Here is an 18,708-nt window from a genome sequence, read left to right as displayed (position 1 = left end):
ATTCGAGAGCGAGGTCCCCTATGAGAAGAGACTACCTGAGCGCTCTGGAGCGCTCCATGTGTTCCTCTATCAACCGTCTGAACTCGTTCATCTCTGCCTTGGACGCAAAGAACCTTTTGGGTATGAGGTGCGCCTGATGTCCAGATATGTACAAGGCGATGAAGCCAGGACGCTGCAATAGCTTGACGATTCCTGACCAATAGAAAACGGACTTGTTGAACTTGGTTTCTTCAAGTAGTCCTTCGTCCGTTACCTCCATGGTGTGTTCTACAAACATGGTCTTGTTCTTCTTGCCTGCGACGGCGAACGCAATAGCGAAAAAGACAAACAGCCAAATGGCAATCCACCAAAAAAGCGCGATCAAAGCGGCCGTAAAGAAGTCAGCCGAGTTTTCCGTCATAAATGTCCAGATGATCCAGGCGGCAAACAGCCCGTGTGTGAGCTGATACCAGGGCGATCTGAAGGTGTGTGCGATGTTGAATCGAAGCACGTCCCAGTAGGTTGTCTTGAATTGAATTCGCATGGTGTCCCTCCCACTATTTTTTGATCGACGGCTTATTCTGCTTCACGCTCGTTGTGCCTTGGACTAAGTGCTCAGCCTCGAAAGCATGATTTCATGCAGCCGCTTGGTGAAGTCGTCGGAAATACCCAGCAGCGGGCGTGCCGGGTAGTCGTATTCCGGGCCGCCAGGCTTCACGCTGTCGCGCAGGCCGAAGTGATGCACCCGGGCGATGCGCTCGGTGCGGCCAGCGAAGCCCACCACCGCGTCGCCGCCTTCGGCCTGGGCGCGCAGGTGTTTGGCTCCGGCCAGCTTGGTGAACATGCTCTGTGCCTTGCGCTTGCGCAGCTGGCCGCGCTGGTCGCGCATCGGGTTTTTGCGTGGCGCCCAGGCTTCACCATCTGGCCCGTGCTGCGCGCGGATGGTGGCGGCGTTCTCGCGGCGCAGCTCGCGCGCAATGTCCAGGGCGAGTTTCCGGCGCTCGACATCGGTCAGGCGGTCCAACAGGGGTTGCAGCCATCCTTCCAGCAGCATGAAGTCGTCGGCCATGGGTCAGTGGTTCCCGCGCTGGCGGGCACGGACCCAGCGGCGCCAGCGCCTACGGATGCGCTGGTATCCCTCCCACAGTAGAAAGCAGACGGTGAACAGGTATTTCATCGCGGGGCGTAGTCCCACTCGGCCAGCTTCTCGTCGCGCAAGTACACCTCCCAGTGTTCGGCTTGCAGGATCGCCAGCTGTGGCGGGGGTTCCTTGGGGTGGATCAGGTCCAGCGCTCCGGCAGGGCCGGTTGCACGCGGGCGCGCAACGACGCGCTCGGTCAATTCCAGCTCGATCTGCAGGTCGATGGCCTTGGCGTTCAGATACTCGGCCTCGAACCGGATGGCGCGGGCGCGTTTTGCTAGATCGTCGAAGACCTCCGGCTGGTTTCGCTTCATCCATTCCACCAGGGGCGCCATCACTGCGTCGGCGTGGCCCGCATAGTCCAGCAGCAGCGCGCGCAGGGTGTAGGCGTACTCAAACGACAGCGAGTCGGTGCCGCTGTGCATGATCCGGCCGCCGGTGATGAAGATGGCCAGCTTCTGCGGGTCTTTCTTGAGTGCGGGCAGCGCCTTGGTGAGCGTGTCGCGCAGGCTACTCGGCTTTTCCATTCTGGGCGGCCTCGATCATGTTGCGGGCGCTGTCGTAGGCGCGCTCGCAGGCGAGCCCACGGGCGCGGGCGGTGTCAGCAACGTGCGCGAGTTCTCCCGCTCTGTCGTCTGCGCGTCGGAGCATGTCGGCAAGCAAATCGGCGGGGGCGGGGTCTGGCGCGCACTGTCCGGCAGCGGCGCGAGCCTGGGCGGCGGCACGGTGCTGGGTGAGGTAGTCGGCAAGGTCGCGCTGCAGCCGGTTGCGAGCGTCAACAGCGCGAGCGCGGCCAGCGTCAGCAACACCAACGGCGGCCTGTGCATCGGCGTCGATTTGGGTGAGTTCGTCACGGTGGTTCCCTTCCAGTTTGCGATAGCGTTCAGAGGCTTTGAGCGCGGACCGTGCGGCCGTGGTGCGCTCGGTCTGCAGGGTGTTTTCGGTGTGAGCGGTTTCCAGCCGGGCTTCGGCCAGGCGCAGGGTCTGCATCACCAGGGCGAAGCCCAGGCCCAGCCCCAGGGCAATGGCGGTGTATTTCCAGGCGTTGGCGTGTAGAGCTGCAAGTGTGGTCATTGCATTGCCATGCAGTCCGCATGCCTCTTTTGTTGCCGGGTCCACACGCCCTTGCAACCATGCGGCCCCCAGTTCTGCGGCAGGCGGCAATCCCGGCCGGCCTGAAAGCGCCACAGCAGCAGCGCCTGGCAGGCGCCCACGTAGTCGCCGCGCAGCAGCCAGGTGCGGGGGGAATTGGGCTTGCGCCAGTTGCCGCTGCCGAACTGGCCCACCCAGTCTTGGTAGAGGTCGAATTCGCCGGGGTACAGCAGCACACCCGGCAGGCTGGCTTTGAACCGCACCTCGTCGGCGTTGTGCAGGTTGCGCGCCAGTTGCTCGGCCCGCTGGCGGGTGATGGGCGGGTCGTTCAGGCGCACCGCCGTGCCGTCCTCGTACCGGGTGGACCCGTGGCCGATGGTGGGCACGTCGCCCACCGTAGGCACGTAGGGGTGGTGCACCACGGCACCATCGGCGCGCACGCTGGTGGGGCCGTCGCCTTCGCTCGCCTTCCATGTGGCAAAGCCTGCGGCCGACAGCGACAGCAGCGCCACGGCGATGCGCTGGCGGGTGCTGGTGGTCACTGTGCCACCTCGCACGCAGCCTGCTTTGCGATGCGCTCGGCGCGTTCATTGCGCCACTTCCACAGCAGGTAGCCCAGCTGCGCAGCCACATACGCGATGGTCAGGGCGGTTAGCGTGTGGCTCATGGTCCAGCCGTTGACGGCTTGATGGGCCACTACGGCAACGGGGGGCGATGCCTTGGCGGTTTCTACGCCGATGGCTTTGATGATGCTTTCACGGTCCATGGTGTTTTCAGTCCCACAGGTTGATGGTTTGCTTTTGGGTGCGCTTTGGCGGGACAACGATTTGCACCACGGTGCCGGCTGGAAGGCGCGGCCCCAGCTTGGCCAGGCCTGGGTTTGCGGCCAAGGTGGCCTCTACCACCTCGGCCGTGGCACCTGTGGTGCGGCGGCACAGCTCGTCCAGCATTTCGTAGTCCTGGGCGATGGCGCGCATCAGATCAGCTCCACGGTGGTGCGCGGCCGGCCCAGCAGGTCGGAGATTGCCCACCGGAGCTTGCGGCGGTGCTCGTCCACCTTGGCTTCGATGCGTTCGCGGATGCGCTCTGTTTTGCTGTCGTTGTGGGGCGTGGTGTCGATTTCGCGGTACGCCTCGGCCAGGTCTGCCTGCACATGGGCGTGGATGGCGCGCAGGTAGCGGCCAGCCTGGCGGCCGTCGCCGGCATCCGCCAGCGATTCCACGCCCTGGGCGAGCTGGTCAGCCTTGTAGGTGCGCAGCTCCGCATTCACCGCGTCGATGGCGCCCGCTATGGCTTCGGCCAGGCGCGCGGCCGTCACGGTGCCGTCCAGCAGGCAGGCCTCGCGGACCTTGGGCGCGTCGATGGCTGGGAACCATGGGTCGTTTTCGACCTGGGCGTCGTCGGCTTCGATGGGCGGATTGGCGGTGGCGATGAACGACATGGGCGGCTTCGTGCTGGTGGTGTTTGAGGGTGTGGCGGTGGCCCAGGGCGTCGGAGTGGTGCACGGGTGTGCGCTCTCTGCCCTGGGGCCGCCACGGGTGCGGGGTACGCTCGGGTTGCAGCGGCTGGGTTACTTCGCCTGGCCTACTTGGTCTTCGCGGCCAGGCGGCGTTCCAGCCGCTCAATGTCTTTTTTCACACCGGCTCGGGTGTCCAGCTCCATGGCGCGCTGCAGCAGGGGCAGAGCCTCCTTGCACGCCTTGATGGTGCGCGTGGCCATGTCCACATCGTGGCTACCGGTCTTGCCCAGCACGGCCCAGCCTGCGGCCTTGTACAGCTTGCTTTTGGCCTGGTCGGGCGTGTCAGCCTGGTCGGTCAGGGCCATGGCCTTGGCGGCCACCAGTAGTGCATCAGCGCCGCTGAGCTTGCCCGCCAAGATGGCTTCGGCCACTTCGTCCTGCACGATGGTGGGCAGATTGCGGTTGTACTGGTCGGGCGGCTTGATGCCGCTGGCCAGTGCGTACTCTGCCACTTCCAGCGCCCGGGCGTAGTTGCCTGCGTCGATGTGCCACACCAGCACGGTGGCCAGCACGTCGTCCTGGGTGCCTGGCCGGGCTTGCAGCACGCCGTCTACGTAGGCGTCGTACTCTGGGAGCATGGCCCGCTTGGCTTCGATCTTTCGCTCCACGCTGTGCATGTCTTTCAGGCGCAGGCGGTGCTGGTGCAGTTGCGCCAGCTGTAGTTCGTAAGCAGTGCCTACGGTCTGGCCGTGCGCGTTGTCGGCTTCTTGCTGCGCGGCCTGCTGCGATGCAAGGCTGTGAATGCGGTGCCTCTGGGCTGGTGTCTGTCGCATGGCTGGTGTTCCCCGTGCTTCTTGTCGGTGCTGTGGCTGCCGGCTTGCAAATAGCGGCTCCCTTTTTTAGAAGCGGCTTTTTGCGGCAGGCTGCTGTGCGTCAGTCCTGCAGCTCGATGTTTTCGATCAGGCAGGCTTTGCCCAGGTCTTCCACCACGAACGCGTCGTTGCTGCTCTCGAAGGTCTCGATGCGGTCGCGCTTGGGGTTGTCGATCACCGCACGGCGGCGGCTGCCGTCCTGGTAGTAGATGGACAGGTTTTTCAGGCTGGTGATGAGGATGGCGTTGGGCTTCATGTAGGGCACGGTGATGCCTTGCTTGCCACCCAGGCGGCGCTGGCTGCGCACGATGTCGGCGGCCAGCATTTCCGTGGGGGCGGTCTGGCCGTCCACCAGTGGGAACAGCTTGTCGTGCATCAGGCCACGGCCCACGATGGCCACGAGATCGCCCGCCTCTGCGTGCCAGGCGTCCAGCAGCGATTCGGTGGCGTCGTACACCAGGCCGTCCAGCGTCTTGTAGTCGCCAGTCGCGCCCACTACCACCTTGCCTGCGGCTGCGCCGTGGTCCATGACGCGCTCGGGTGCGTTTTCGCGCAGGTACTGCAGCCAGCCCTTGTTTACGTCCTGCAGCAGGGGATTTGTCACCCGGTTGGTGTTGGCCGCAGCGCTGGTGCCATTGAATCCGATCATGATGCGGTCCAGCGCGCATTGCTGCTGGATGGCGCGCGACAGGCGCAGCTGGAAGTCGGGGAACTTGGCCCACATGTCCAGCGTGGCATAGCGCACGTGGGTGTCGTAGTTGGTCTGCACGCACTGGTAGCCCTGGCCGCCCAGCGATGCGGCATCGCGCGTGATACGGTCAGCGCCAGTGGTGTCGGTGCGGCTGGCCACGGGGCCATCGGTACCGATACCGATTTTCTGGCCCTGCATCTCGTCCACGGGGTAGATGCCGATGGACTGCAGGAAGGCGCTGCTTTCCTGAATGCGGCTTTCCAGCTTTTGCTGCACGCTCGGCGCTACGGTGAACATTTGGGCCGCCGACTCCACGCCGTTGAGCGTGGCGAGCTGGGCGAGGTAGGCGGAAAAGTGCTTGCGGGTTGGGTTCTTCATGGTCTGTCCCTTGGGTTCGTTTCTGGTTTGCGGTGTCTTGCGTGTTGCGTGGTGGTGGCTCAGCAGTCGGCCAGCACGGCGCCTTCAGTGCCGGTGGCTTCAGGACGCCCGGTAGAGCTGCTGTCTTGCTGGCTCAGCTTCACGGTCAGTTCGTTGAACTTCTTTTCGAGCGCGGAGAAATCGCCCGCCAGCTTGTCGCGCGCGGCCTTCTCGGCGGCCAGTTCCTTGGCCTGGTGTTGAATGGCGGCATCAGCTGCGCCCAGCACTTCCAGCGTCTTGGTAGCGAATACGTCGGTGGTTTCTGGCGTGGGCTTGGGGGCAGTGATGCTGCTCAAGTTTTTCAGCATGTCGCTGAATTTGGTGATGAGCGTGGACGCGATGTTCTCGGCATCGCCTTCCAGGCCCAAATCCGTTTCGACAGCAGCGGAGAACAGTGCGCCCTCGCTGTGCTTCTTGCCCTTGAACGGGCTTGCGTCGGGATTGCCGGCCGCGAACTTCAGCACCTCGGTGCCCAGGCTGGCGGGGGAGTCGGTCACAGCAAGGCCGGTCAGATAGGCTTCGCCGGACTTCGCAAAGTTGGGGTCCACTTCGATGCTGGTGTAAATCTTCTGCTTGGCCTTGTTCATGGCCACCAGCGCCGGCAGTGCTTCGATTTGCGCGAACAACGCCAGCTTGCCGTCTTCCACTGTGCGCGATTCCACTGCTAGCACATCGCCCAATGCTGCGAAAGCGCCTTCGGGAAGCATGCCGCGCATGTGTTCCAGCCACACGCGGGCACCGTACTTTTCACGATTGAAGTTCTTGGCCATCTGCTCGATCCAGCTGCGCTGAATTTCGCGGCCGTCGGTGGTGGCGCCTTCGGTTGCTACGCGGAAAAACTTGGATGGCATGGTGCGGCTTTCGTGCGGTGAGTTGATCTGCCGCCTATGTTCCGCATGCCTTGCCGTGGCCGCAATTTGTGCGCGCTGTGGCTGCGCGACTCACATTTTTCCGGTGGTGCTTTCCGCGCGCGCGCGGCAGACACTGGTAGCCCATGACAAGCAAAGCCGCCACCAGACCAGCCACAGCAGCCAAGTCCAGACGCGAGGTCAGCGCCGTGCACAACACGGGCAGCGCCGCACAGAAAGCGATCACCACCCGCGCCAAAGCCATCTTCAAGGACGCTCAGCCAGGCGGTGAAACAAGCCCGGTGGATGGCGGTGCAGGTGTGCGCCGCGAAGCACGGGCGCTGTTCTGGATGGGCTGGAAGCTGTCGCACATCGCAGAGCACCTGGGCGTTCCGCGCGGAACGCTGCACGGCTGGTGCAAGGCAGAGAAGTGGCAGGACACACCGGCCGCGCAGCGCGTGGAGAACGCGCTGGAAGCCCGTCTCTCAACGCTGATCGCCAAGGACGTGAAAACGGGCGGGGACTTCAAGGAAATTGACTTGCTGGGCCGCCAGCTGGAGCGGCTGGCCCGCATCGGCAAGTACGAACGCACCGGGCGCGAAGCCGATCTGAACCCAGCCATTGAAGCGCGCAACGCTGGGCCGAAGAAGGCTCGCGGCAAAAACTGCCTGTCAGAGGAACAGGTGGAACAGCTGAAAAGCGCTTTCCTCGATTCGCTGTTCCAGTACCAGCTGGGCTGGTGGCAGAGCAGCCAGCAGCGAACGCGGGCCATTCTCAAGTCGCGCCAGATAGGTGCCACCTGGTACTTTGCGCGTGAGGCGTTGATTGATGCGCTGGAGACTGGGCGGAACCAGATTTTTCTGTCCGCGAGCAAGGCCCAGGCCCACATCTTCAAGCAGTACATCTGTGCATTCGTCCACGAAGTGACGGGTGTGGAGCTGAAAGGCGACCCCATCGTGCTGGCCAACGGCGCCACGCTGTATTTCCTTGGCAGCAACGCACGCACCGCCCAGGGCTACCACGGGAACTTCTACTTTGATGAGTTCTTCTGGACGCAAGACTTTGAGCGCCTGAACAAAGTGGCCAGCGGCATGGCGATGCACAAGAAGTGGCGCAAGACCTACTTCAGCACGCCCAGCAGCATTCAGCACGCGGCCTATGCGTTCTGGTCGGGCCTGCGAGTCAAGAAGAAGTCCAGGATTGAAGTGGACTTGACGCACGCGCGCTTGGCCGGTGGCTTCACTGGCGAGGATCGGGTGTGGCGCAACATCGTCACGATCATGGATGCGCTGGCGGGCGGCTGCGACCTGTTCGACCTTGAAGAGCTGAAGCTGGAGTATTCCGATGCGGAGTTCGCCAACCTGCTGATGTGCGGTTTTGTCGATGATTCGTTTTCGGTCTTCCCGCTCTCGATGTTGCAGCCCTGCATGGTGGACAGCTGGGAGCTGTGGACAGATTTCAAGCCATTCAGCCAGCGGCCCTATGGCTGGCTGCCAGTATGGGTAGGCTATGACCCGAGCCACACGGGCGATAACGCCGGCCTGGTGGTGGTAGCCCAGCCCACCAAACCGGGCGGGGCGCTGCGCGTGCTGCACACAGAGCAGTTCAAGGGCATGAACTTTGAAGCCCAGGCGAAGGCGATCAAGGCAATCGCTGAGCGCTACAACGTAACCGGCATCACGGTAGACACCACTGGCATCGGGGAGGGCGTTTACCAGCTGGTGCAGAAGTTCTATCCCGCGGTGCGAGGCATCAACTACAGCGTGGACAGGAAAACCATGCTGGTGCTCAAGGCGCAGCAGGTCATCAATGCGGGGCGGCTGGAGTTTGACGCTGGCAACAAGGAGCTGGCCGCCAGCTTCATGGCCATCAAGCGTGAGATGACGGCCAGCGGACGCAACGTGACGTATGCCGCGGGGCGCAGCGAAGAAACCGGCCACTCCGATCTGGCCTGGGCAACGATGAACGCGCTCAGCCATGAACCCTTGGAAACGGGCACTGACCTGGCCACGCCACAGGGCCAATCCTTCCTTGTTATCTCTGACTGAACATGACAAAACGCAATCGCCGCGCTCAGGCGCACTACACCCCCACGTCCACTGAACCCTCTGCGGCTACTGCGGCCCCGCCGCAGGCCCAGGCTTTCAGCTTCGACCTGGGCGAGCCAGAGCCTGTACTGGGGGGACGCTCGGCGCTGCTGGAGTATGCGGAATGCTTGCAGTGCGGCGACTGGTACGAACCGCCTGTGAGCTTGGCAGCGCTTGCTCGCCTTCTGCGTGTAGGAGCGCACCACGAGTCGGCCCTGCGGTTCAAGGTCAATGTGCTGGTCAGCACCTTCATCCCGTCTCAGTCGCTCAGCGCCGAAGCCTTCGGCGGCTTCGCTCTCGATTACATGGTGCTGGGCAATGCCTATTTGGAGCGGCGCCGTAACCGGTTGGGCGAACTGCTGGAGCTACGCCACGCATTGGGCAAGTACACCCGGCGCGGCCTTGAAGCAGGGCGCTTCTTTTTCGTTACGGACCTGCAGAGCCCGCACGAATTCCCGCGCCACGCAGTGTTCCAGCTGCGCGAGCAGGACATCCATCAGGAAATCTATGGCCTGCCGCCGTACCTGGGTGCGCTGCAGTCGGCCATGCTCAATGAATCGGCCACGCTGTTCCGGCGCCGCTACTACAACAACGGCAGCCATGCCGGCTTCATCCTCTATGTGACCGATGCAGCCCAGTCCCAGGGCGACGTGGACAAGATGCGCGAGCAGCTGACCAAAACCAAGGGCGTTGGCAACTTCAAAAACCTTTTCTACTACGCGCCCAACGGGAAGAAGGACGGCATCCAGATGATCCCCATCAGCGAGGTGGCCGCCAAGGATGACTTCCTGAACATCAAGAACGCCAGCCGCGATGATGTGCTGGCTGCTCACCGTGTGCCGCCTCAGCTGATGGGTATGCTGCCCAACAACGTGGGCGGTTTCGGAGACGTGGAGAAAGCCGCAATGGTGTTTGCCCGCAACGAGATTGCGCCGCTGCAGGCGCGCATCTCACACGCCATCAACTCGTGGGCCGGCAACAAGGTGTGCACCTTCAAGCCCTATCTTTTGCAGGATGTCCCTTCCTAGAACCTAGTCTGCTGCTGCGTAGTCTCAAGCGCGCTTACTTGGGAAGGGTGAGGGCAGCTAACGCAATGCCGCTCGTAGCGCGTTAAGCGCCGATATGGTCACTGTCAAAAGGCCAATGTTCGCGATGACAACGGTGCCAAGGAAATCGGCAAACAGCATCCGGCGATGGGTAAACATAGTTCTGAGAGTCCTAAATACAGCTCGCCAGCGATGGACGCCTCGTACACGTTCGCGCCGCGCAAAGCGGGCGTACACCGTCAGGTTGTCGAGCAGCGCGTCTACAAACTGATTCAGGTTGGCTAGAAACGCCAACCAGAAAACCCCCACGCAGGAAAAAAACGCAACGGTCGAAGGCCAGTTGGATAGATCAAATCGCTTGAAATCCAGGTGGATCCAAAGAAGCAGCGCTGTAGTCGCCAGCAAGACCTGCGGAGTCAAATTTCTCAAGAACTCTAGTAGGGCCCGTTGGCCTTCTTTTTTAAAGATCAGCACAGTTGATGTGTGTAGCGGCGACATAGACAGTGTATCTGCCGAGTCATGCATCAAGTGCACCTCGCCTGCGTCAAAGCTTACCGCCGCAGCCCCCGTTCAGGGGTGCGGGCGGGCGCCCACCTACGTTCATCGCATCACCAGCGCCGCCTCCTCGCATTGGCTGAGGCAGTGCGAGCCCACCCTGCGGCGCGCCGTCGAGACCCCGCCGCGCCCGCTTGCTTGATACGTCGATTTTGTCGGGGTGTCGTGCGGACCCCAACGCTAGGGTTGATGCGGCTCTACGCGGCTGTTTCGGATTGGAAGCGCTGTCGGCAATTGTCGGAATTTGTCACTCGTCCAAAGTCCGTGCTTTTGTTCTGTATGGAGCAGGCCTTCCATGCCATAGTTACAAGTTATATGAAGCCTGAATGCCACTTCTACATCGATGACTCTGGCCCAAGAGACCCAGACCGAAAACCCGACAAAATCGCTACAGATCGTGATTGGTTTGCCCTTGGGGGCGTGCTGGTAAACGCATCAGATGAAAGTCACTGCAAAGAGTTGATCGAGGCGTTCCGTTCCCGCTGGCCACAATTGGCTGCGGAGCCCCTCCGCTCATATGACATCCGCCACAAAACAAAAAGGGCACGTTGGCTCCAATCTGAGCCAGTCGAACGGCAAGCTGCTTTCTATGACGAGCTGACTGAATTGATCATCAGCCTTCCTGTTCACGTATTGGCGTGCGTGATAGATCGGCCTGGATACAACAACCGATATTTAGCGCAATACGGCCCCCGGCGCTGGAAATTGTGTGCGACTGCATTCAACATCGTCGCCGAGCGCGCAGCAAAAGTAGCCATACACCGGGAGTCAAGGCTGAGAATCTATGCTGAACAAAGTGACAAAGCTACAGAGAAACAATTGAAATCGTATTTCAATACCCTACGAAACGAAGGGCTGCCGTTTAATGCCACCAATTCTCAGAAGTACAGCCCTTTAACTCAGGCCCAGTTTCATTCGACTCTTTTTGAGTTCCGAATTAAAACCAAGCAATCAGCTCTTATGCAGTTTGCAGATTTGGTGCTGTGGCCGGTATGCCAGGGGGGCTACGACCAATCTCATCGTGCGTACGTCACGCTTGTAGAAGCCGGAAAGCTCATCGAATCCGTATGCACGGAGGAAAACGGACTGCTGGGGACAAAGTACAGCTGCTTTGACCCTAGATAAAACAAAAGCCCGCAAACGCGGGCTCTTGGCGGCCACAACAGGGTGACCTCATAGGCTATGCCTGATAGCAGTATCGCTGATGTTGACCAAAACGTCAATAACGGTTTGCCGGCATGTCGTGCGATCCTAGGTCCTGGCTGCTGTATGCGGTTTAGCAAGTGTTGCATGTATGTGATGGCCTACTGGATGGCCTACGAATGAGCACCAGGCTCCCCAAAGCATCATCTGTTGCCGCTGTGTGGCGCCCTCCGTTTCCGCCAAGATAAGCCCCAAGCGCTCAACGCGCTTGGGGCTTTTTCTTTGTCAAGTCTGTCTGTTCGCCGCAGTTCGGTTGAGGAATTGCATTGCGCATAGGTGATTCCCGAATACCCAACCGATCATGTTTCGCGCCCAATCGTGGGGTCCTAAGAGCCTTGCTCGCTTTCTTGGGGACATGGATCAGATTCCGCCCGCTGTTTGGATTGCGGAGGGCCTGTGTCCTGGTGAACTCTGGCAAGGTTTCAGCCCGCCCTGTGCGGGCTTTTTTTTGTTGTGTACTTCAAGCCGAGGGCGCTGGCCCGTGATAGCGGCCCAAAGCCGACATGGAGCGCGCAAGTGCTGGCCAGTGGCCCTGTATGCTGACACTGATACTGATGCCTACAGGGAAGAAGGGCCCCCATGACGCACCATCGTGACGTGCAAGTTCGCGAGCTCAGCCTGGCATTCAACGATCTGGACTTTTGTTATCTACCCAGGGCTGCGGGCTCTGCGCCTTCTCATTGCGCCGATTTTTTGTGCACGGTCGATGCTTCCAGGTTTTTTTCCAACGGAGGCCATCACATCGTTTTTACGCTCGATTGCGAGGGTGGGCAGGGCGGCTACAACCCCCACTGCGGGGCCATCTTGCGGTACGGCAAGAACCTGTGGTCGGCTGCGCGTGGTTTCATCATTTTTGGCGATGGTGCGGTGATGGCGGAGGGGTGGAACGGTACCGCCATGCCGGCATTGGCCGTCATTGCCAATACCGTAGGCGCGGGTTTCGATCCAGTTCGACACCCGGTGTTTACGCTGCGCATCACCGCAGGTTATCGGCGCGGTGCTTTTGCGAACAGCATGCGGATTGAGATCCGCTTGGGTGAATCAGCAAAGGGCGCTTTGCTGTTTGCTGGAGGCATTGACGGGGCCGAGTGGGGGTGGAGTTGGAGGGGGGGCTCCAAGGCCGCCATGGGGGGTATCGCTGCCGGCTTTGTGCCTCCAGTTGCCACCGGTTGCGTGGAAGAATTGCTGCCACGCAGTGCGCCTCATGCTGCGCTGGTTATGTCCCGTTTCAAATTCAGGATACATCCACCCAGTACGGCCCCCTAGTCAGTAAATCGCAAGCATGAGTGACCCAGCGTGGACACGCGCAAGCACCTATCTCGGTGTCGTGAAATGGTCGGCGCCTTCGTTACTCACTCGTCGATCGAAGCACTCCACCGGCTGCCCCAATCGTTTCCCTTGTTGCTCACCTTGTCGATCTCGCGACGGTCGCGTTTGGTTGGTCGACCTTCTTGCAATGTCGCAGCCGGCTCAGGGGCCAAGCGGCGCAGTTCTGCGGCCTTTTCGCGGGCGGCGATGCTGTCAGGGGTTTCTTCGTACAGTTGCTGGGCCACTGGCGCAGGGCCCCGGGCACCGCTCAGGCCCAGAACGCGCACGGTGCGTGCTACGGGACCTTGGCGTAGCGCTACGGTGTCGCCGCAGCGCAGGTCGCGTGCAGGTTTGGCCAGCTGGCCATTGACAGTGACCCGGCCCTTGCCGATCTCTTCGGTGGCGAGGCTGCGGGTCTTGTAAAAGCGGGCGCACCAGAGCCACTTGTCCAGGCGCATCGTCTCCAAGGTGTTCATGGGCGAGATTGTGCCGTCTAGGCCATGGGTGTGCTGTCGGTCAAGGGCGCAGGCAGTGGCAGGCGAACCACGGCGTCCAGCCCTGTCACCTTGTGGCCTTGCACCTGGTTTGTCAGTGTGATGTTGCCTTCCAGGGCCTGCACGATCTCATGGCAAATGGCCAGGCCCAGGCCGCTGCCGGTGCGCACGTCTCCTGCAGAAAAGGGCTGGAACAGGCGTGCCGCCAGCTCGTCATCAATGCCAGGGCCGTGGTCGCTGATCGTCAGCGCCGCATGCCGCCCGTCGCTGCGCAAGTCCACGGTCAACTCACTGCCGGGCGGTGCGTGGCGCACGGCGTTGTGCAGCAGGTTGCGGCTCAGTTCGCGCAGCATCCATTCATGCGATTGCACCAGGGTTGGCTCGGTGTGGATGCCAAAGTCCAGATCGCGCTGAGCAATCAGTGGCGAAATCTCCAGCGCCACGGCACGCAGAATGTCATCAAAGCGGGTGGCTGGTGGAGCGCTTTGTTGGCGCAGCTGCTCCACCTTGGCCAGGGCCAGCATCTGGTTGGCGAGCTGGGTGGCGCGGTCCACGGTGTCGCTGATCTCGTGCAGGGCTTGTTGCGGCTCCACGTCGCCGCGCAGGGCCGATTGCACCTGGGTCTTGAGCACGGCCAGCGGTGTGCGCAGCTGGTGGGAGGCATCGCGCACAAAGCGCTTTTGGTGCCGCAGCAGGTGACGCAGGCGCTGCATGACCTCATTGGTGGCGTCCACCAGCGGCTGCAGCTCGCGCGGGGCGAGCGGGGCCGCGATGGGGCTCAGATCGCCCTCGCGCCGGGCCTGCAGCTGCTGGCTGAGCTGCCGCACGGGCTGGGTGGCGCGCTGCACCACCAACACCACGGTAAAGGCCACCACGGCGATCAACAGCGCCTGTCGCAACAGGGTGTTCCACAGGATCTGCAAAGCCAGGGTTTCACGCACCTCCAGGGTCTCGGCCACCTGGATCACGGCCATGGCCCGGCCTTCGGAGCTGGCCACCGGTTGCAGCAGTACTGCCACACGCACATCGCGGTCACGAAACCGGTCGTCGTAAAAGTCCACCAGGGCCGCGTAGGGCGGGCGCGCGGGGATGCTGCCATGCCACACCGGCAACTCTTCAAAGCCCGACACGATATCGCCCTTCAGGGTCGAGACGCGATAGAACATCTGGCTCTGGTTGTCGGCCTCAAAGGCCTCCAGCGCGGAATAGGGCACGATGGCGCGCAGTTGCGCCGCATCGTCAAAGCCTTTCACGTCGAGCTGTTCGCTGATGCTTTTGGCGGATGCCAGCAGGGTGCGGTCATACGCGGTGTTGAGCGATGCCAGCGTCTGGTGGTACAGGCTCCAGGTGTTGAAGCCGATGAACAGGGCTACGGGCAACAAGATGCCCAGCAGCAGCCGCCGTCGCAGCGAGTGGTGGCGCGGGGCACTCTGGGTCATGCGTCGGCCCGTAGCAGGTAGCCCAGGCCGCGCAGCGTCATCAGGGTCAGGCCCGTGCCCGCCAGCTTTTTGCGCAGCCGGTACACCACGACCTCGATGGCTTCGTACTGCACGTCGAGCTGTCCCGGAAACACCAGCTCATACAGCCGCTCCTTGGTCACGGCATGGCCCGGTTGCGCCAGCAGCGCGTGCATCAGCGCCAGCTCGCGGGGGGTCAGCTCCATCACCTCGCCGTTCAGGTACAGCGCGCCGCTGTCCTTGTCGTAGCGGATGGCGCCGATCTGCACGATGCTGGGGGCCAGCGGCGCTACGGCGGGATCTCCACTGCGGCGCACCAGTGCGCGCAGGCGTGCCTCCAGCTCGTCCAGATCGAACGGTTTGGGCAGGTAGTCGTCGGCGCCAGCGTTCAGCCCCACTACGCGGTCGCCCACGGTGCCACGTGCCGTCAGGATCAGTACGGGGGTGCGCAGGCCACGTGATCGCGCCTGCTGCAGCACCTGCAAGCCGTCCAGGCCCGGCAGGGTGAGGTCCAGGATGACGGCGTCGGGCTGCAGGGCGGTCCATTGGCTCAGCGCTGCGCGTCCGTCGCCCACAGCGGTCACTTCCATGCCACGCCGGGTCAGTGCGCGGTGCAGCGTGGCCTGCATGGTGGGGTCGTCTTCTACAAGGAGCAATTGCATGCGCGGCACCATAGCACCGTCTCATTGGGCCGGGTGCATGAGTGTTTTCCCTGAGTCTGAGGACAGCCGTTTGACAGGCAGCGCGCGCATCATCGGGCGGTTCGCAAACCTTATCAGGAGACAGACACCATGCGTCGCGATACCTTTCTGAAATCACTGGCCGCCCTGGCCGCTGCGGGTGCGTTGCCCGTGTCGGCCCAGACGGCAGCGGCCCTCAAGATGATGATTCCCGCCAACCCCGGGGGCGGTTGGGATTCCACGGGTCGTGCGCTGGGCAAGGCGATGCAGGATGCGGGCGCCGCATCGTCGGTGTCCTATGACAACAAGGGCGGCGCAGCGGGCGCGATTGGCCTGGCCCAGTTCGTCAACGCCAGCAAGGGCGACCCGAACGCGCTGATGGTGATGGGCGCTGTGATGCTGGGCGGCATCATCACCGGCAAGCCCCCGGTGGGCCTGGACAAGGTCACGCCCCTGGCGCGCCTGACCAGCGAATACAACGTGTTTGTGCTGCCCGCCAACTCGCCTTTCAAGACCATGAAGGATGTGGTGGAACAGCTCAAGAAGGACCCCGGCAGCGTGAAGTGGGGTGGCGGCTCGCGCGGCTCTACCGAGCACATTGCCGCCGCCATGATCGCCCGTGAAGTGGGCGTGGACCCCGCCAAGATCAACTACGTGGCGTTCCGTGGGGGCGGTGAAGCCACTGCCGCCATCCTGGGTGGCAACGTGACCGTGGGTGGCAGCGGCTACAGCGAGTTCTCCGAGTACATCTCTGCCGGCAAGATGCGCGCAGTGGGCGTGACCTCGGGCACCCGCCTCAAGGGCGTGAACGTGCCCACGCTCAAGGAGCAGGGCATCAACGTGGAAATCGGCAATTGGCGCGGCGTGTACGGCGCGCCTGGCATCACGCCCGAACAGCGCAAGGCCTTGATCGACGCGCTGGCCAAGACCTTCAAGCACAAGGCCTGGCAGGACGCGATGGAAAAGAACGGCTGGACCCCCGCATGGATGGCCGGCGACGAGTTCGGCAATTTCGTGGATGCCGAGTTCGCCAGCATGCGTGCCACGATGGCCAAGTCCGGAATGATCTGATCCCGAAGCAAGGCGCGGCAGCCGTCATTTCTGCCTCTGGGCAGGCGGCGCGCCCGTGCATTGGTTGGTGCGAAGGAAAAAACATGACACAACAACATTCATCGCGCTCCAAGCCCTTGCAGACCCTGATCGGGGTCGGGCTGGTGGTGCTCGCGCTGGGTCTGGCCTGGGGGGCCAGCTCGGTCAGTTCAGAAGCGGGCTACGGTGGCGTGGGCCCCAACTTCTTTCCCTGGGTGGTCAGCATTGCCATCCTGATCTGCGGCGTGCTGTGCGTGGCACATGCGCTGAGCGGAGGGTTTCGGGAGCTGGAAGAGGGCTCCGGCGACGAGCGCGCCCACTGGAAGGGCTTCATCTGGGTGTCGGCAGGGCTGCTGCTCAACGCCCTGCTCATCACCACGCTGGGCTTCATCCTGAGCTGTGCGTTGTGCTTCGTGCTGTCGGTGCGGGGTTTCAAGAGCTCGGAAGGTGAACTCGACCTGCGCCTGCAGGCCTGGATCAAGGATTCCTTCATCGGTATCGCGGTAGCGGCCCCGGTGTACTGGATGTTTACGCAACTGCTGGCCATCAACCTGCCCGGCCTGACCAACACGGGGTGGCTGTAAAGCCTGCACGCCATGGAAACCTTAAACCTTTTGATGCAGGGTTTTGCCACCGCGGCAACACCCATCAACCTGATGTGGGCCTTTGTGGGCTGCATGATCGGCACCGCCGTGGGCGTGTTGCCAGGCATCGGCCCCGCAGTGGCTGTGGCCATGCTGCTGCCCATCACCGTCAAGGTCGAGGCCACGGCCTCGATGATCTTCTTTGCGGGCATCTATTACGGCGCCATGTATGGCGGCTCCACCACGTCCATCCTGCTCAACACCCCGGGTGAGGCCGGGTCCATGGTCACGGCCATGGAGGGCAACAAGATGGCCAAGCATGGCCGCGCCGGTGCGGCCCTGGCCACGGCCGCCATCGGTTCGTTTGTGGCGGGCACCATCGCCACGGTGCTGGTGACCTTCTGCGCGCCGCTGGTGGCCGAATACGCCATCCGCCTGGGCCCGCCGGAGTATTTCATGCTGATGGTGCTGGCCTTCACCACCGTGAGTGCGGTGCTGGGCAAGAGCACGCTGCGTGGCATGGTGGCGCTGTTTGTGGGCCTGGCCATGGGCTTGATCGGCATCGACCAGATCACGGGCCAGGCGCGCTACACCGGGGGTGTGCCTGAGCTGATGGATGGCATCGAAGTGGTGCTGATCGCCGTGGGCCTGTTTGCGGTGGGCGAGGCGCTGTACAACGTGATGTACGAAGGCAAGTCCGACGAAACCCAGAACCGCCTGACCAGCACCCACATGACCAAGGAAGAGTGGAAGCGCTCCTGGCCCGCATGGTTGCGCGCCACGGCCATCGGGTTTCCGTTTGGCACCGTGCCTGCCGGTGGCAGCGAGATTCCAACCTTCCTGAGCTATGCCGCCGAGAAGAAACTGAGCAAGCACAAGGAAGAGTTTGGCACCACGGGCGCCATCGAAGGCGTGGCAGGCCCCGAGGCCGCCAACAACGCGGCCATCACGGCCACGCTGATCCCACTGCTGACGCTAGGCATCCCCACGTCGAACACCACGGCCATTTTGCTGGGCGCGTTCCAGAACTATGGCATCCAGCCCGGCCCGCAGCTGTTTGACACCAACGGCGCGCTGGTGTGGGCGCTGATCGCGTCGATGTACATCGGCAACGTGATGCTGCTGATCCTGAACCTGCCGCTGGTGGGCCTGTGGGTGAAACTGCTGAACATCCCGAAGTCGTACCTGTACGCGGGCATTCTGGTCTTCTCCACCCTGGGTGTGTATGGCATGCGCCAGAGCGCATTCGACCTGGTGCTGCTGTACGCGATCGGCCTGCTGGGTGTGGTGATGCGCCGCTTTGACTTCCCCGCCGCGCCGGTGGTGGTGGGCATGATCCTGGGCCCCTTGGCTGAGGCACAGATGCGCAATGCGGTGTCGATTGGCGAAGGCAAGTGGACGATTTTCCTGGAGCGCCCCGGTTCGGTGACCCTGATCGTCATCGTGCTGGCCGTGCTGATCGTTCCGCGCCTGCTGCGCCGTTGGGCTGCCCGCAAGATGGCGCTGGCAGAGGCCTGAAACCGTGGCGAGGCCCCAGGCTCGCACCCATAAAAAAACCGCGCCACCGGGCGCGGTTTTTTTTCGTCCAGACGGCGCGGGCAGATCCGTGCCGACGATTTTCTTGGCAAGCCAGACCCCCAGGCGCTGTGCTCCCGGAGCCCTCCCCACCAGGTGGCTTGCTGTGAACTCAGGCTGAATCGTACCAT

22 protein-coding genes are annotated in these 18,708 nt (G+C 62.5%); 7 read left to right on the top strand and 15 right to left on the bottom strand.

What is annotated here, in order from left to right:
- Positions 1 to 31: 31 nt before the first annotated feature.
- The 11 genes from IB236_RS18050 to IB236_RS18000 form a co-directional block, all read right to left on the bottom strand.
- Positions 32 to 523: a YcxB family protein gene (locus tag IB236_RS18050; RefSeq protein ID WP_192421676.1), complete on the bottom strand. Its 492-nt coding sequence runs from the start codon at positions 521 to 523 to the stop codon at positions 32 to 34.
- Positions 524 to 586: 63 nt separating this feature from the next.
- Positions 587 to 1,048, bottom strand: a complete 462-nt coding sequence (locus IB236_RS18045; RefSeq protein WP_192421675.1) for a phage virion morphogenesis protein — start codon at positions 1,046 to 1,048, stop codon at positions 587 to 589.
- A 104-nt stretch (positions 1,049 to 1,152) separates the two neighbouring features.
- Entirely contained in the window at positions 1,153 to 1,647 is a 495-nt protein-coding gene (locus IB236_RS18040) for a phage tail protein (RefSeq protein WP_192421674.1), read from the bottom strand.
- The gene (locus IB236_RS18035; RefSeq protein ID WP_225581230.1) at positions 1,631 to 2,194 is read right to left on the bottom strand and encodes a DUF2514 family protein; all 564 of its coding nucleotides are present in this window, start codon (positions 2,192 to 2,194) and stop codon (positions 1,631 to 1,633) included. Before IB236_RS18035 ends, IB236_RS18040 begins: the two co-directional genes overlap by 17 nt.
- Positions 2,191 to 2,754 carry a lysozyme gene (locus IB236_RS18030; RefSeq protein ID WP_192421673.1) on the bottom strand — a complete coding sequence of 188 codons (564 nt, stop codon included), beginning with the start codon at positions 2,752 to 2,754 and terminating at the stop codon, positions 2,191 to 2,193. The genes IB236_RS18035 and IB236_RS18030 overlap by 4 nt, the downstream gene beginning before the upstream one ends.
- Positions 2,751 to 2,978: a hypothetical protein gene (locus IB236_RS18025; RefSeq protein WP_192421672.1), complete on the bottom strand. Its 228-nt coding sequence runs from the start codon at positions 2,976 to 2,978 to the stop codon at positions 2,751 to 2,753. The genes IB236_RS18030 and IB236_RS18025 overlap by 4 nt, the downstream gene beginning before the upstream one ends.
- A gap of 7 nt (positions 2,979 to 2,985) precedes the next feature.
- Complete coding sequence (locus IB236_RS18020) at positions 2,986 to 3,189, bottom strand: tail protein X (RefSeq protein WP_192421671.1); 204 nt, start codon at positions 3,187 to 3,189, stop codon at positions 2,986 to 2,988.
- Positions 3,189 to 3,653, bottom strand: coding sequence for a head completion/stabilization protein (locus IB236_RS18015; protein ID WP_192421670.1), 465 nt, complete (start codon positions 3,651 to 3,653; stop codon positions 3,189 to 3,191). Before IB236_RS18015 ends, IB236_RS18020 begins: the two co-directional genes overlap by 1 nt.
- 143 nt (positions 3,654 to 3,796) lie before the next feature.
- Entirely contained in the window at positions 3,797 to 4,504 is a 708-nt protein-coding gene (gene gpM, locus IB236_RS18010; RefSeq protein WP_192421669.1) for a phage terminase small subunit, read from the bottom strand.
- Positions 4,505 to 4,604: 100 nt separating this feature from the next.
- Positions 4,605 to 5,612, bottom strand: coding sequence for a phage major capsid protein, P2 family (locus tag IB236_RS18005; RefSeq protein WP_192421668.1), 1,008 nt, complete (start codon positions 5,610 to 5,612; stop codon positions 4,605 to 4,607).
- A gap of 59 nt (positions 5,613 to 5,671) precedes the next feature.
- Positions 5,672 to 6,502 (bottom strand): GPO family capsid scaffolding protein, encoded by an 831-nt coding sequence (locus IB236_RS18000; protein ID WP_192421667.1) that lies wholly within the window; start codon positions 6,500 to 6,502, stop codon positions 5,672 to 5,674.
- A 143-nt stretch (positions 6,503 to 6,645) separates the two neighbouring features.
- Between IB236_RS18000 and IB236_RS17995 the strand changes: the two genes are divergently transcribed.
- Complete coding sequence (locus IB236_RS17995; RefSeq protein WP_192421666.1) at positions 6,646 to 8,547, top strand: terminase large subunit domain-containing protein; 1,902 nt, start codon at positions 6,646 to 6,648, stop codon at positions 8,545 to 8,547.
- Positions 8,548 to 8,549: 2 nt separating this feature from the next.
- Complete coding sequence (locus IB236_RS17990; protein ID WP_192421665.1) at positions 8,550 to 9,614, top strand: phage portal protein; 1,065 nt, start codon at positions 8,550 to 8,552, stop codon at positions 9,612 to 9,614.
- A gap of 57 nt (positions 9,615 to 9,671) precedes the next feature.
- On the opposite strand, the gene IB236_RS17985 is transcribed toward IB236_RS17990, so the two are convergent.
- Positions 9,672 to 10,106 (bottom strand): hypothetical protein, encoded by a 435-nt coding sequence (locus IB236_RS17985; protein WP_192421664.1) that lies wholly within the window; start codon positions 10,104 to 10,106, stop codon positions 9,672 to 9,674.
- 360 nt (positions 10,107 to 10,466) lie between these two features.
- Here IB236_RS17985 and IB236_RS17980 point away from each other — a divergent pair, with 360 nt between their 5' ends.
- Positions 10,467 to 11,312 carry a DUF3800 domain-containing protein gene (locus IB236_RS17980; RefSeq protein WP_225581229.1) on the top strand — a complete coding sequence of 282 codons (846 nt, stop codon included), beginning with the start codon at positions 10,467 to 10,469 and terminating at the stop codon, positions 11,310 to 11,312.
- Positions 11,313 to 11,969: 657 nt separating this feature from the next.
- Positions 11,970 to 12,656: a hypothetical protein gene (locus tag IB236_RS17975; RefSeq protein ID WP_192421663.1), complete on the top strand. Its 687-nt coding sequence runs from the start codon at positions 11,970 to 11,972 to the stop codon at positions 12,654 to 12,656.
- 86 nt (positions 12,657 to 12,742) lie between these two features.
- Here IB236_RS17975 and IB236_RS17970 read toward each other — a convergent pair whose 3' ends face one another.
- From IB236_RS17970 to IB236_RS17960, 3 genes are read right to left on the bottom strand one after another with little or no spacing between them, the layout of a single operon-like run.
- The gene (locus tag IB236_RS17970; RefSeq protein ID WP_192421662.1) at positions 12,743 to 13,174 is read right to left on the bottom strand and encodes an RNA-binding S4 domain-containing protein; all 432 of its coding nucleotides are present in this window, start codon (positions 13,172 to 13,174) and stop codon (positions 12,743 to 12,745) included.
- 17 nt (positions 13,175 to 13,191) lie between these two features.
- Positions 13,192 to 14,631 (bottom strand): sensor histidine kinase, encoded by a 1,440-nt coding sequence (locus IB236_RS17965; RefSeq protein ID WP_192421661.1) that lies wholly within the window; start codon positions 14,629 to 14,631, stop codon positions 13,192 to 13,194.
- Complete coding sequence (locus tag IB236_RS17960) at positions 14,628 to 15,311, bottom strand: response regulator transcription factor (protein ID WP_225581228.1); 684 nt, start codon at positions 15,309 to 15,311, stop codon at positions 14,628 to 14,630. The genes IB236_RS17965 and IB236_RS17960 overlap by 4 nt, the downstream gene beginning before the upstream one ends.
- 129 nt (positions 15,312 to 15,440) lie before the next feature.
- Here IB236_RS17960 and IB236_RS17955 point away from each other — a divergent pair, with 129 nt between their 5' ends.
- The 3 genes from IB236_RS17955 (at position 15,441) to IB236_RS17945 (ending at position 18,520) form a co-directional block, all read left to right on the top strand.
- Positions 15,441 to 16,400 (top strand): tripartite tricarboxylate transporter substrate binding protein, encoded by a 960-nt coding sequence (locus IB236_RS17955; protein ID WP_056064618.1) that lies wholly within the window; start codon positions 15,441 to 15,443, stop codon positions 16,398 to 16,400.
- Between the two features lie 83 nt (positions 16,401 to 16,483).
- Positions 16,484 to 17,002, top strand: coding sequence for a tripartite tricarboxylate transporter TctB family protein (locus tag IB236_RS17950; RefSeq protein WP_056064616.1), 519 nt, complete (start codon positions 16,484 to 16,486; stop codon positions 17,000 to 17,002).
- A 12-nt stretch (positions 17,003 to 17,014) separates the two neighbouring features.
- The gene (locus IB236_RS17945) at positions 17,015 to 18,520 is read left to right on the top strand and encodes a tripartite tricarboxylate transporter permease (protein WP_056064614.1); all 1,506 of its coding nucleotides are present in this window, start codon (positions 17,015 to 17,017) and stop codon (positions 18,518 to 18,520) included.
- Positions 18,521 to 18,708: the final 188 nt, after the last annotated feature.

Source organism: Acidovorax sp. ACV02, assembly GCF_014851475.1.
Taxonomy (GTDB): domain Bacteria; phylum Pseudomonadota; class Gammaproteobacteria; order Burkholderiales; family Burkholderiaceae_C; genus Acidovorax; species Acidovorax delafieldii.
This window is presented reverse-complemented; position numbering and strand designations above follow the sequence as displayed.